The 12,360-nt window shown below is 72.3% G+C and carries 11 protein-coding genes; 6 read left to right on the top strand and 5 right to left on the bottom strand.

Annotated elements, in window-relative coordinates; translation table 11 throughout:
• Positions 1–173 precede the first annotated feature (173 nt).
• The 3 genes from ACZ4N4_RS18895 to ACZ4N4_RS18885 all read left to right on the top strand — a co-directional run bounded on the left by ACZ4N4_RS18895 (position 174) and on the right by ACZ4N4_RS18885 (position 5,565).
• Positions 174–2,492 (top strand): GH92 family glycosyl hydrolase, encoded by a 2,319-nt coding sequence (locus ACZ4N4_RS18895; protein ID WP_467589965.1) that lies wholly within the window; start codon positions 174–176, stop codon positions 2,490–2,492.
• Positions 2,493–2,639: 147 nt separating this feature from the next.
• Positions 2,640–3,968 carry a wax ester/triacylglycerol synthase family O-acyltransferase gene (locus ACZ4N4_RS18890; protein ID WP_453567382.1) on the top strand — a complete coding sequence of 443 codons (1,329 nt, stop codon included), beginning with the start codon at positions 2,640–2,642 and terminating at the stop codon, positions 3,966–3,968.
• A 103-nt stretch (positions 3,969–4,071) separates the two neighbouring features.
• Positions 4,072–5,565, top strand: coding sequence for an SDR family NAD(P)-dependent oxidoreductase (locus ACZ4N4_RS18885; protein ID WP_453567380.1), 1,494 nt, complete (start codon positions 4,072–4,074; stop codon positions 5,563–5,565).
• 156 nt (positions 5,566–5,721) lie between these two features.
• Here the strand turns inward: ACZ4N4_RS18885 and ACZ4N4_RS18880 are convergent, their stop codons facing one another.
• Both ACZ4N4_RS18880 and ACZ4N4_RS18875 read right to left on the bottom strand, forming a co-directional pair.
• Positions 5,722–6,480 (bottom strand): SDR family oxidoreductase, encoded by a 759-nt coding sequence (locus tag ACZ4N4_RS18880; RefSeq protein ID WP_453567378.1) that lies wholly within the window; start codon positions 6,478–6,480, stop codon positions 5,722–5,724.
• Between the two features lie 25 nt (positions 6,481–6,505).
• Entirely contained in the window at positions 6,506–6,883 is a 378-nt protein-coding gene (locus ACZ4N4_RS18875) for a hypothetical protein (protein ID WP_467589961.1), read from the bottom strand.
• A 483-nt stretch (positions 6,884–7,366) separates the two neighbouring features.
• Here ACZ4N4_RS18875 and ACZ4N4_RS18870 point away from each other — a divergent pair, with 483 nt between their 5' ends.
• On the top strand, positions 7,367–7,540 hold the full coding sequence (locus tag ACZ4N4_RS18870; RefSeq protein ID WP_453567374.1) for a hypothetical protein: 174 nt from the start codon (positions 7,367–7,369) through the stop codon (positions 7,538–7,540).
• Between the two features lie 58 nt (positions 7,541–7,598).
• Positions 7,599–8,081, top strand: coding sequence for a GNAT family N-acetyltransferase (locus tag ACZ4N4_RS18865; RefSeq protein WP_467589958.1), 483 nt, complete (start codon positions 7,599–7,601; stop codon positions 8,079–8,081).
• A 6-nt stretch (positions 8,082–8,087) separates the two neighbouring features.
• On the opposite strand, the gene ACZ4N4_RS18860 is transcribed toward ACZ4N4_RS18865, so the two are convergent.
• Together ACZ4N4_RS18860 and ACZ4N4_RS18855 are read right to left on the bottom strand one after the other, a co-directional pair.
• Positions 8,088–9,044, bottom strand: coding sequence for an SDR family NAD(P)-dependent oxidoreductase (locus ACZ4N4_RS18860; RefSeq protein ID WP_467589955.1), 957 nt, complete (start codon positions 9,042–9,044; stop codon positions 8,088–8,090).
• A 191-nt stretch (positions 9,045–9,235) separates the two neighbouring features.
• A complete protein-coding gene (locus tag ACZ4N4_RS18855; protein ID WP_467589952.1) occupies positions 9,236–10,219 on the bottom strand; it encodes an aldo/keto reductase in 984 nt (327 codons plus the stop codon).
• Between the two features lie 106 nt (positions 10,220–10,325).
• Here ACZ4N4_RS18855 and ACZ4N4_RS18850 point away from each other — a divergent pair, with 106 nt between their 5' ends.
• The gene (locus ACZ4N4_RS18850; RefSeq protein WP_467589949.1) at positions 10,326–10,901 is read left to right on the top strand and encodes a TetR/AcrR family transcriptional regulator; all 576 of its coding nucleotides are present in this window, start codon (positions 10,326–10,328) and stop codon (positions 10,899–10,901) included.
• A gap of 88 nt (positions 10,902–10,989) precedes the next feature.
• Here the strand turns inward: ACZ4N4_RS18850 and ACZ4N4_RS18845 are convergent, their stop codons facing one another.
• Complete coding sequence (locus ACZ4N4_RS18845; protein ID WP_467589948.1) at positions 10,990–12,333, bottom strand: amidase; 1,344 nt, start codon at positions 12,331–12,333, stop codon at positions 10,990–10,992.
• Positions 12,334–12,360 lie beyond the last annotated feature (27 nt).

The following is a 12,360-nucleotide window of genomic DNA, read 5'->3' as shown; positions in this document are numbered from 1 at the left end:
GCGTCACCCGGGCCCGGCGCCGTTCCCGCGCCGGGCCCGACTCGTCGCCCCTCTCGTACCGTCCCGTCCCTTCGTGCGACGCGCTGCGCGTGAAAACCCCTATGTGCCGGGCTTTGCGGCATTTCCCCTTCACGATGCAGACAACGACGTCGAACCTTCGGAGGTCATCCGACATGAGAGGGACCCGGCGCACACGGCTGTGCCTGGCCGGGGTGCTGACAGCGTCCGCGCTGCTCACCGCCCCCGCAGGGGCCGCCGAACCGACCGACGGCCACCTCACCGACCTGGTGAACCCCTTCATCGGGACCCAGAACGAGGGCAACACCTTCCCCGGCGCGGCCGTGCCCTTCGGCATGGTGCAGCTCTCCCCGGACACCGGGCACAGCACCGGCTACGACTACGCCCAGCACCAGATCCGCGGCTTCTCCCTGGTCCACCTCTCGGGCGTCGGCTGCCGCATCGGCGGCGACCTGCCCGTCCTGCCCACCACCGGGGACATCACCCAGACGGATTACGCCCGGTACGCGGCCGGATTCGACCACTCCGACGAGGAGGCGAGCCCCGGCTACTACCGGGTCGGCCTCGACTCCGGCGTCCGCGCCGAGCTGACCGCGACCGCCCGCACCGGCGTCCAGCGCTACACCTTCCCGGCCACCGACAAGGCCAACGTCCTGCTCAACGCGGGTCAGGCGCTGCACAAGCCGGTGAGCAGCGAGGTCGAGATCCTCGACGACCACACCGTCCGTACGAAGATCACCGGGCACGGTTTCTGCCGGGAGACCGCCCCCTACACCGTGTACACGGTCACCCGCTTCAGCCGCCCCTTCACCGCCTACGGCACCTGGAACGGCACCGCGATCACCCCGGGCGCCCGCACCGGTGCCGACGGCGCCTATGTCCGCTTCGACACCACCCGGGACCGTACCGTCGAGGCCACCACCGCCCTGTCGTACGTCGACGCGCGCGGCGCCGAGGTCAACCTGCGTGCCGAGGGCGGCCGTTCGTTCGACGCGGTACGAGGACAGGCGAGGGACGCCTGGGAGCGCCGGCTCGGCGGGGTGCGCGTCCAGGGCGGCGGTGCGACCCTCCGTCGTACCTTCTACTCGTCCCTGTACCGCGCCTTCCTGGCGCCCAACGTCGGCGACGACGCGGACGGCCGGTACACCGGCTGGGACCGCCGGATCCACCGCTCCGCGGGGTTCACCTACTACCAGAACTGGTCGCTCTGGGACACCTACCGCACCCAGGCCCAGCTGCTCGCCCTGCTCGCACCGCGCGAGGCACGGGACATGGCGCTGTCGGTGCTGAAGGTCGACGAGGAGGGCGGCTGGCTGCCCAAGTGGGGCTACGGCACGGTCGAGACGAACATCATGACCGGCGACCCGGTCACCCCGTTCCTGACCACCGCCTACCAGGCGGGCCTGCTCAAGGGCCACGAGGAACGGGCGTACCGGGTGCTGCGGAAGAACGCCGACGGCGTGCCGCCGGCCGCCAACCCGGGCGTCGGCCGCGAGGCCAACGCCGAGTACCTCGCCGACGGCTTCGCGCCCTACGCCAAGGGCCGCCCGCACACCAAGGTCGGCGACTCCGACTACGACCACGGCGCCTCCGTCACCCTCGAGTACGCGCTGTCCGACGCGATGCTCGCGCAGATGGCCCGGGACCTCGGCCATGGCGCGGACGCGGCCCGCTATGCCACCCGGGCCCAGAACTACCGCAACGTCTTCGACCCCTCGACCGGCTTCTTCCGCGCCCGGGACGCCTCCGGCGCCTTCACCGGCGACCCCGACCCGGCCCGCGGCATCGGCTTCCACGAGGGCACCGCCTGGCAGTACCAGTGGCTGGTCCCGCAGGACCTGCCCGGCGTGATCTCCCTGATCGGCGGCGAGCACGCCACCAACCGCCGGCTCGACTCCTTCTTCGCCTACGACAGGCTGCTCGCCGACCCGGAGAAGACCGCGCGCGAGGTGTGGGTGCACGGCAACGCCTACGACTACTACCGCGCGGCCGTCTACAACCCGATGAACGAACCCGACCTCATCGCCCCGTACACCTACCTCTCCACCGGCCAGCCCTGGAAGACCACCGACGTGGTGCACGCGGCGCTCACCCTCTTCACCGACGGGCCGTCCGGGATGACCGGCAACGACGACCTCGGCACCATGTCCGCCTGGAACGTGCTGTCGTCCATCGGTCTCTTCCCCGTCCAGCCGGGATACGGCACGTGGGGCCTGTCGACGCCCGTCTTCGACCGGGTCGACGTCCGCCTCGACCGCCGCTACTGGCCGAGCGGCGGCTTCACGGTGACCGCGCCCGGCACCTCGGCCGCCGACCGGTACGTCCAGACCGCCCGGGTCGACGGATCGGAGTACGGCCGCACCTATCTGACGAACGGTTCGCTGCGCACCCTGCGCTCGCTGGCGTTCACGGTCGGCCCGCGCCCGTCAGAGTGGGGTACGTCACCCCAGGCGGCGCCACCGGCGCTGAGGTGACCTCAGGTGTCCCATGAGTCCCGCCTCTTTCGGGGGAGGCGGGGCTTAATCTGGTGTTAACTGAGCGTAGCGTGATCGTACTTGACCGTAATCAGAGGTCGGCGTTTGACTGCTGATCCACCCTCCGTCGACGCGAGGCCCCCTTTGATGACTGCGAATGACCTGCTCGCCCCTCTCGATCTGGCGTTCTGGAACATCGAGTCCGACCGGCACCCGATGCACCTCGGTGCGCTGGGCGTCTTCTCGGCGCACTCGCCGACCGCCGGCGCCCACGCGGCCGACCTGCTCGCGGCCCGTGCCGCCGCCGTGCCCGGACTGCGGATGCGCATCAGAGACGTCTGGCAGCCGCTCGCGTTCGGCGGCGCCGCCCGCGAGAGTGCCCCGGACTTCGATCCCCTCGACCACGTCCGGTTGCACGCCCCGACCGACGACTTCCAGGCCGTCGCCGGCCGGTTGATGCAACGCCCGCTGGAACGCGGCCGGCCGCCGTGGGAGGCGCACGTGCTGCCCGGCGAGGACGGGGTGTCCTTCGCGGTGCTGTTCAAGTTCCACCACGCCCTCGCCGACGGGCTGCGCGCCCTCAAGCTGGCCGCCGGGGTCATGGACCCGCTCGACCTGCCCGAGCGCGCCCCCCGTCCGATCGAGGCACCGCGCACGCTGCTGGCGCTGCCGGACGTCCGCAGGGTCCCCGAGCTGGTGCGCGGCGCGCTCTCGGACGTGGGCCGGGCCCTGGACATCGGCGCCTCCGTCGCCCTGTCCGCCCTCGGGGTGAGCTCCTCGGCCGCCCTGCGGTCCGAACCGACCGGCACCCGCAGCATCGCCGGCGTCGACCTCGACATCGACGATGTGCACCGGGTCCGCAAGGCCGTCGGCGGCACCGTCAACGACGTCCTCATCGCGGTCGTCGCCGGTGCGCTGCGCCGCTGGCTGGAGGAGCGCGGCGACCCGACCGACGGCGTAGCCCCGCGCGCCCTGATCCCGGTCTCCAAACGCCGTCCGCGCACCGCCACCCCACAGGGCAACCGGCTCTCCGGCTACCTGATACGGCTTCCGGTCGACAACCCGGACCCGCTCGCCCGCCTCGACCGCGTCCGCACGGCGATGGTCCGCAACAAGGACGCCGGCCCGAACCGGGGCGCCGGTGCCGTCGCGCTGCTCGCCGACCACGTGCCCGCCCTCGGGCACCGGCTCGGCGGACCGCTCGTCGGCCAGGCGGCCCGGCTCTGGTTCGACATCCTGGTCACCAGCGTCCCGCTGCCGGGCCTGGGCCTGCGCCTGGGCGGTCACCCGCTGACGGCCGTCTACCCGCTGGCCCCGCTCGCGCCCGGCCAGTCCCTCGCGGTCGCCATCTCCACCTACCGCAACCAGGTGCACTACGGTCTCGTCGCGGACGCGGCCGCCGTCCCGGACCTCGATGTACTGGCCCGTGCGGTGACCGACGAGGTGGACTCGTTGATCTCGGTCTGCGAGCCATGATCCAGTCGGGTTTGGAGGTATTGCCCGGCGCTCCGTAAAATTCCCTGTTCGAAAGCGGGCGCGAGTCGGAGCGCCGCTGGTGGATCAGGGAAGCGGCGGCACGATGACGGTGACACAGGACGGCCCGACGGCCGAGGACCAGGTGGTCTACGGCCCGGGCATCGACCCGGAGCGGCTCGCCGTCTGCCTCAGCGTGCTCGACGAGCTGGACAAGCTGGAGGTCGACCACCCGGACGCCATCGCGGTGCGCCGGGCCACGGCCGGCGTCTACCGCACGGTCAAGCAGCGCCGCCGCCAGGAGCGCCGGGCCGCCAAGACCGCGCACGACAAGGCGGTCACCGAGGCCACCGCGACCGGCTCCGCCCAGCGCATCGACGACGAGACCGAGGGCCTGCTGCCCTCCTCCCGGACCGAGGAGGGCAGGATCGCGGGCATACTCCAGCGCCCGCGCTCCTGCTACACCTGCAAGAGCCGCTACGTCGAGGTCGACTACTTCTACCACCAGCTCTGTCCGGACTGCGCCGACCTGAACCGCGCCAAGCGGGACGCCCGCGCCGACCTGACCGGCAAGCGCGCCCTGCTCACCGGCGGCCGCGCCAAGATCGGCATGTACATCGCGCTGCGGCTGCTGCGGGACGGCGCGCACACCACGATCACCACGCGTTTCCCGAAGGACGCCATCCGCCGCTTCAAGGCGATGGAGGACTCGGCGGACTGGCTGCACCGCCTGGAGGTCGTCGGCATCGACCTGCGCGACCCCGCCCAGGCTGTCGCCCTGGCGGAGCAGGTCGCCGCGGCGGGCCCCCTCGACATCCTGATCAACAACGCGACCCAGACCGTGCGCCGGCTGCCCTCGGCCTACGCGGCCCTGGTCGAGGGCGAGAGCGCCCCGCTGCCGGCCGGTGAACTCCCCGCCCACCAGGTCATCGGTGCCTTCAACTCGGGTGCCGTGGACGGTCTCGCCGCGCTGCCCCTCGGCACCAGCGGCCTGGACGCCCAGCAGGTCGCCGACCTGGCGCTGGTCGCGGGCAACGCCAGTGTCGCCCGGCACCTCGACGGCACCGCCATCGACGCGGGCGGTCTCGTCCCCGACGTCGTCGACAGCAACACCTGGGTGCAGACCATCGACCAGATCTCCCCGGTCGAGCTCCTGGAGACCCAGCTCTGCAACTACACCTCGCCGTTCATCCTGATCAGCGCGCTCCGGCCGGCCATGGCCGCGGCCGCGCGGCAGGCGGCGCGCGGACGGTCGTACGTGGTCAACGTCTCCGCGATGGAGGGCGTCTTCGGCCGTGGCTACAAGGGCGCCGGGCACCCGAACACCAACGCGGCGAAGGCGGCCATGAACATGGTCACCCGGACCAGTGCGGTGGAGATGTTCGAGACCGACGGCATCCTCATGACCTCCGTGGACACCGGCTGGATCACCGACGAGCGCCCGCACTACGACAAGCTGCGCCTCGCCGAGGCCGGTTTCCACGCCCCGCTCGACCTGATCGACGGCGCGGCCCGCGTCTACGACCCGGTCGTCCGCGGTGAGCAGGGCGAGGACGTGTACGGGGTCTTCCTGAAGGACTACGAGCCGGGCAAGTGGTAGGCCCCGCTTAGTCGTTGGCGGCCACCGGCACCGGCGCCCTGCGGTCCCCCTCGGGTGCCGGTGTGCGGGTGCCTCCGGCGGTCCGGTCGAGGAGGGGTGCGGGCCGGGGGCCGGTGCGGGTCGTGCGTGGTTGCTCGCGCAGTTCCCCGCGCCCCCTCAGGCAAGCCGGTGTGCCGCTCGTACCCGGGTACCGCCGTCCACCAGCAAGTCGGCTCCGGTCACCCACGCCGCGGCGTCCGAGCACAGCCACAGCACCGCCCCCGCCACGTCCTCGGGCTCCCCGATCCGCCCGAGCGGCAGCCCGGCGGCGATCTCCTCCTCCCGCGGCTCCCACATGAAGCGGGCCATCTCCGTGCGCACCAGTCCCGGCGAGACCGAGTTCACCCGCACCCGGGGCGCCAGTTCCCCCGCCAGCTGCTGGGTCAGATGCAGCAGTGCCGCCTTGCTGGTGCCGTAGGCGCCCACGTCCGGGCCGACATGCGCCGCGCCCTCCGTGCAGATGTTGACCACCGAGCCGCCGTGCTCGCGCATCCAGCCCCGCCACGCGCACTGCGTCAGCCGCAGCGGCCCCTCGACGTTGACCGTGAAAGCCTCCCGCCACGTGCCGAGATCGGCGTCCATGAGCGGTCCGTAGGGGCGATTGGTGGCCGCGTTGTTGACGAGGATGTCGAGTCGTCCGAACGCGCCGAGCGCCAGCCGGGTCAGCTCCCGGGCGTGCTCCGGCTCGGCGACACTGCCGGCCAGGCCGGTCCCGCCCAGCTCCGCGGCGGTACGCCGGACCTCGTCCGCGTCCCGCGCGCTCACGCACACCAGCGCCCCGGCCGCCGCGAGCGCCCCGGCGACCGCGCGCCCGATCCCGCGCGTGCCGCCGGTCACGACGGCCGTCCTGCCCCTGAGCCCGTACGACGACGTCATCGCCGTACCGTCTCATGACGAGCCGTCAGTCGACAGCCCCGAGGCGGGAGTTGCGGGCCGCGACCAGTTCCAGGACGGTCCGCCAGTCCTCCAGGACGCCCGCGTCGAACCCCGCGGTACGGGCCTCCTCGTCGGCCTGCCGCAGTCGCAGCACGTCGTCGTCGGCCGGGGCGCCGTCCCCGCGCACCAGATGGTGGACCCGCTCCCCGAGCAGATGCCGTACCGCGCGCGCGGCGCCGTCGGCGGGGCCCAGCAGTTCCTCGAGGCCGTGTACCAGGCCCGCGACCTGGAGCTCCTTGTCGGCAGGGCGGCTGCGGCGCAGCAGGGCCGCGGTGCGCAGGGCGCGCTGGTGCCGGCAGGCGTACAGCAGATCCATCAGCTCCTCGACGCTGCGCAGCTCCATGCGTCAGTCCTTCCGCGAGACAGCCGTTGTCCTGTGCCATCGGATCATGTCGAGTTTTCGACCCGGCCAACGCAACCTGAACTGCACAGCCTGTGCGGGAGCGGCGCCCGCCCGTTCGAATGAGTGTTCGCCCGCTTGGGTCGGGCGTGTGGAGCGTAAACGGGGCATCATGTTACGAACGGGTGTATTTGCGGGCGCCCGGATTGCGGAGCGACTCGCGATAGTTACACCTTGTTTGCACTCCCTATCGAGCGGGCCTGCGCTCATTTGGTTAATCTATAGGGGACGGACAGCATCAAGGGGTCCCACCCACACCCACGGTCCGTCCCGGGACAAGCCGGTCGACAACGGCCTGCTCTCTTGTGAGTTACCGGCGCCACCGCGTCCGAACTGGCCTTCCACCCAGACCCGAGCGGGCGCCGAGCACCGGAACGCAGACTGTCCGGTACGCCCCGAGGGTGACCGACACAAAAGGAGTGCGCGGTGACACCTGAGAAGACGAATCGCGAGCAGCGCCCCACTGAACGCACGGAGCGCGTGGGCAGCCGGCCCGGACAGCTCGGCAGCCTCGACGTGTGGGCCCGGTCCGCCCCGATCCGCCTCGCGGGTTACGAGGAGGACCTCGCCGAGCCCCATATCCTGCCCAGCGTGGACTGACCGGCCGGTCAGCCCTGTCGCGATCGCCGATGCGCATGGGCGTGCGAGACTCACGCCCATGCTGATCAGAGCAGCCACCGCGGCCGACTGGCCGCAGATCTGGCCCTTCTGGCACCGGATCGTCGCCGCCGCCGAGACGTACGGCTGGGACCCCGACACCTCGGAGCAGGCGGCCCGCGCCCTGTGGATGAGCCCGGCGAAGCGGGTCTACGTCGCCGAGGACCCCACCGGAGCCGTCGTCGGCTCCGCCTACCTCACCCCCAACTACGGGGGCCCCGCCGCGGGCGTCGCCAACGCCGGCTTCATGGTCCACCCCGACCGGGGCGGCCAGGGCATCGGGCGGGCCCTGGCCGAACACGTCCTGGCCGAGGCCCGGGCGCACGGCTACCGGTCCATGGTCTTCAACGCCGTCGTCGAGACCAACCCAGCAGTGGCCCTGTGGACCTCCCTCGGCTTCAGGATCATCGGCACGGTCCCGGAGGCCTTCGACCATCCGGAACACGGACCGGTCGGCCTGCACATCATGTACCGCGCACTCTGAGCGCGCTCACGCCACGAGCGCCTCGGACACCGCCCACAGCCGGGCCGCGTTGTCCCGGTCCAGGGCGTACGGCGCGACCCCGCCGACGGCACCGGCGCGCTCGGTGACCGGCTCGGCCTCCGCGCAGTCCTCGTAGTAGCGGCCGGTGACGCCCGCCACCGTCGGGGAGGCGGCCAGCAGCACCGAGGTCGCGGCGCCCTGCTCCACCGTCTTCCGCGGCGGCAGCGTGAGTTCGCCCGAGGCGATGAAGTCGGCGACCTGCCGCATGTCCATGTGCCGGGCCAGGTTGGTGTCGGCGATGTTGCCCGGCATCAGGGCGTTGGCGGTGATGCCGTCGTCGGCCCAGCGCTCGGCGGCGGCCACGGCGAACAGGATGTTGGCGGTCTTCGACTGACCGTAGGAGGTCCACGGGTCGTAGGGGCGGAACCGGTAGTCCAGGTCGTCGAAGACGACGGGCGAGAAGAGGTGGCCGGTGGAGCTGACCGACACGATCCGCGCGCCGTCCGCCGCCGCGAGCGCCGCGTGGAGGCCGGTGGTGAGGGCGAAGTGGCCGAGATGGTTGACGCCGAACTGCTGCTCCCGGCCGTCCGGTGTGCGGGTGACCTCCGACGGCGCCATCACTCCGGCGTTGTTGACCAGGATGTGCAGCGGCCCCTGCCATTCGGCCACGAAGGCGGCGACCGTCGACCGGTCGGCCAGGTCGAGCCGTGCCACGGTCAGCTTTCCCGCCCCGGGCGGCAGCTCGGCCTCCAGCCGGCCCACCACGCGGTCGCCCGCCTCGGTGTTGCGCACGGCCAGGGTGACGTCGGCGCCGGCCGAGGCGAGCGCACGGGCCGTCTCCACTCCGATCCCGGAACTGGCGCCGGTCACCACGGCCCGCCGGCCGTGCAGGTCGGCGCCGTCGACGGCCTCGGCGGCGGTGGTGGTGGCACTGAAGGTGTGGGGGGTTGCGGGTACGGACATGAGGTGTGTCTCCTGATGAGGTGAGAGGTGGTTCTGTACGGGGCCGAGCCCGGCCCGGTTACCGGGACGCCGGTGTCGGCGACGGGAGTCCAGCGCTGTTCGCCGCCCTCGTGGGCGACCCGGGCTGGGGCATGGTCGTGAGCTTCCTTCTGCATCGCTCCGCATCGCCGCGGGTCCGGGACGGCGGGCGCTCAGCCGTTGAGGGTGCCCATGTGCTCGGGCGCGTAGCGGTCGCCGGCGACCGCGCCGTGCGGGGCGACCGCCTCGATGGCGGCGAGGTCGGCGGCGGTGAGCGTCACCTCGGTCGCGGCGACGTTCTCCTCCAGGTAGCGGCGGCGCTTGGTGCCGGGGATGGCGACCGCGCCCTGCCGCTGGACCCAGGCGAGGGCGAGCTGACCGGGAGTGACGTTCTTCTCGGCCGCGATCCGGCGGACCTCGCGGACGACGTCGAGGTTGCGGTCGAAGTTCTCGCCCTGGAAACGGGGGTCGGTACGGCGCCAGTCGTCCTCGGCGAAGTCGTCCGGGCTGGTGATCGCACCGGACAGGAAGCCGCGGCCGAGCGGGGAGTAGGCGACCAGGCCGATGCCCAGCTCCTTGATCGTGTCCAGGACACCGTCGTGCTCGATGCCGCGCTCGAAGAGCGAGTACTCGGTCTGCAGGGCGGTGACCGGGTGGACGGCATGGGCCCGCCGGATGGTCCCCGCGGAGGCCTCGGACAGGCCGATGTGCCCGATCTTGCCCTCGGCGACCAGCTCCGCCATGGCGCCGACGGTCTCCTCGATGGGCACCTGGGGGTCGATCCGGTGCAGGTAGTAGAGGTTGACGTGATCGGTGCCCAGGTGCCGCAGCGAGCGCTCCAGTGCGTGCCGCACGTACTTTGGCCTGCCGTTGAGGCCGACCGTCCGGCCGTCGTCGGTGATCTCCACGCCGGTCTTGGTCGCGACCACGGCGGCCGCACGGCGCCCGGCCAGCGCCTTGCCGAGCAGCTGCTCGTTGACGAAGGGACCGTAGCTCTCGGCGGTGTCCAGCAGGGTGACGCCGAGCTCCAGCGCCCGGTCGATGGTGGCCAGGGACTCGGTGTCGTCGGTGGCGCCGTAGAAGACGCTCATGCCCATGAGGCCGAGGCCCTGGACGCCGACGGTCAGGCCCCGACCGCCGAGTACGCGCTGTTCCATGGTGAGGTTCCCTCGATTCTATAACTAACTGGATAGATACATGGACCGTAGACCACGTGCGCGAGGGATGTCAATAACTAGATAGTTACTTGGTAGAGTGGTGGGCATGTCACGCGATTCCAGTGCCACCAAGGCCCGGCTGCTCGACGCCGCCTTCGGCGAGTTCGCCGCCTACGGCATCGCCGGTGCCCGGGTGGACCGGATAGCCGAGGCCGCGGGGGCGAACAAGCGGCTGATCTACGTCTATTTCGGCAACAAGGAGCAGCTCTTCGACGAGGTGCTCCGGCGGGCGATGACGGCGGGCGCCGAGTCCGTGCCGTTCGACGTCGAGAACCTGCCCGGATACGCGGGCGCGATCTTCGACCACCTGGTGGCACGGCCCGACCTGATGCGCCTGCGGCTGTGGAAGCTGCTGGAGCGCCCCTCCGCCACCGGACTCGAACACGACGCGTTCCGCGACAAGGTGGCCCTGGTGGCCGAGGCGCAGGGCCGCGGCGACCTCGACGGGGACATGGCGCCCGACGACCTGCTGACCATGGTGCTCGCCGCGGCCCAGGCCTGGTTCTGGGCCACCGAGGGGGTGGACCCCAGGGAGGTCGGCGAGTCCTGGCCGCGGGAGCGCCTCGCCCGGCACCGCGCGGCGGTCGTCGAGACGGCCCGCCGGATGACCGAGCCGAAGTAGCCCTGGCCGCAGGGAGCCGAGCCGCAGGCCGAGCGAGGATTTCCGAGCCGAAGAAGACCCAGCCGAAGAAGGCTGAGTCGAAGAAGCCCTAGCCGACGGGTGCCGTCCGCTGCCACGGCCGCAGGGTCTCCAGTGTCCGGGCCACCTCCAGCAGGACCGCTTCCGAGCCCGGCCGTCCCACCAGCTGCACGGCGCACGGGGCACCCGAGGACAGGGTGCCGAACGGCACCGACATCGCCGGCCAGCCGGTGAGGTTCCAGGCCGGGGTCAGCGGTGAGTAGTTGGAGCCGGCCAGCGCGTTGCGCAGCCAGCCGCGCTCGTGCCAGGGGGCCGCCTCCGGGGCGCGGCGCGCCAGCGCCGGGGTGAGCAGTACGTCGTACTCGGCGAAGAACGGGGTGAGCCGGGCGCGCAGCCGCTCCCGGGAGTCGCCCGCCCGGACCCCGCTCAGGAAGCGGCGGCCGATCGCCGCGTGCACCCGGGTCCGCCGGGTCAGCAGCGCCGGGTCCAGGTCGGCCGCGTCCACGGCCGTCCCCGCGGTCCAGTGCCGGAGCGCGGTGACACCGATCGACGCCGGATACGGCGGGTCGGCGCGCCGCACCTGGTGCCCGGTGCCCGCCAGCAGTCCGGCCGCCTGCGCCACCGCGTTCGTATACGGCCTGCTCACGGTCGTCCCGACCAGGGGGCTGCGCCGCGAGACGGCGATCTTCAGCGGAGTGCCCTGCGCGGTGTTCTCGAATCCCTTGTCCGCGATGATCGAGAGCACCAGCCGGACATCCTCGACGCTGGTCGCCAGCGGCCCGTTCTCCGACATGCCGAACCAGTCGCCGTGGCCGATCCCGGCCGGGACCACCCCGAACCCCGGCTTGATGCTCACCAGACCGCAGTTGGCCGCCGGGATGCGCAGCGAGCCCATGCCGTCGTTGCCGAGGGCGATCGGCGCCAGCCCGGCGGCGACCGCGGCCGCGCTGCCACCCGAGGAGCCGCCCGCGCTGCGCCGGGTGTCCCACGGGTTGCGGGTGACGCCGTGGACCCCGTCGGTGGTACCGAAGACGCACAGTTCGGGCACGTTCGTCAGCCCGACGACCACCGCGCCCGCGGCCCGCAGCCGGGCCACGGTGGCGTGGTCGGCGTCGGCGGGCGTGTCCGGTGTCGCGGCCGAACCGTCCAGATGCGCCTCGCCGCGCACCGCCAGATTGTCCTTCACGGCCAACGGCACACCGGCGAGGGGGAGTTCGCCGAGGTCGGCGCGGGCCGCGACCTCGTCCGCCTCGGCGAGCGCCGCATCGGCCCGGACCTTCCGGAAGGCGCCGATCCGTCCGTCCAGCCGCGCGATCCGCTCCAGATGCTCGGCCACCACCTCGCGGGGCGTGACCCGCTTCTCTCGTACGGCGGCGGCGATCTCGGCGGCGGTCCGGCCGACCCAGCTGGTCACAGGCGCTCCTGGTGGTGCGAGAGAGAG

The organism is Streptomyces sp. NPDC026538 (genome assembly GCF_055567535.1).
This window is presented reverse-complemented; position numbering and strand designations above follow the sequence as displayed.

Excerpts from the sequence above, each read along its gene's own strand:
- ACZ4N4_RS18855 (WP_467589952.1), bottom strand. The coding sequence starts at position 10,219 with ATGGAACAGCGCGTACTCGGCGGTCGGGGCCTGACCGTCGGCGTCCAG.
- ACZ4N4_RS18895 (WP_467589965.1), top strand. The coding sequence starts at position 174 with ATGAGAGGGACCCGGCGCACACGGCTGTGCCTGGCCGGGGTGCTGACA.
- ACZ4N4_RS18880 (WP_453567378.1), bottom strand. The coding sequence starts at position 6,480 with ATGACGTCGTCGTACGGGCTCAGGGGCAGGACGGCCGTCGTGACCGGC.
- ACZ4N4_RS18865 (WP_467589958.1), top strand. The coding sequence starts at position 7,599 with ATGCTGATCAGAGCAGCCACCGCGGCCGACTGGCCGCAGATCTGGCCC.
- ACZ4N4_RS18885 (WP_453567380.1), top strand. The coding sequence starts at position 4,072 with ATGACGGTGACACAGGACGGCCCGACGGCCGAGGACCAGGTGGTCTAC.
- ACZ4N4_RS18850 (WP_467589949.1), top strand. The coding sequence starts at position 10,326 with ATGTCACGCGATTCCAGTGCCACCAAGGCCCGGCTGCTCGACGCCGCC.
- ACZ4N4_RS18860 (WP_467589955.1), bottom strand. The coding sequence starts at position 9,044 with ATGTCCGTACCCGCAACCCCCCACACCTTCAGTGCCACCACCACCGCC.
- ACZ4N4_RS18890 (WP_453567382.1), top strand. The coding sequence starts at position 2,640 with ATGACTGCGAATGACCTGCTCGCCCCTCTCGATCTGGCGTTCTGGAAC.
- ACZ4N4_RS18875 (WP_467589961.1), bottom strand. The coding sequence starts at position 6,883 with ATGGAGCTGCGCAGCGTCGAGGAGCTGATGGATCTGCTGTACGCCTGC.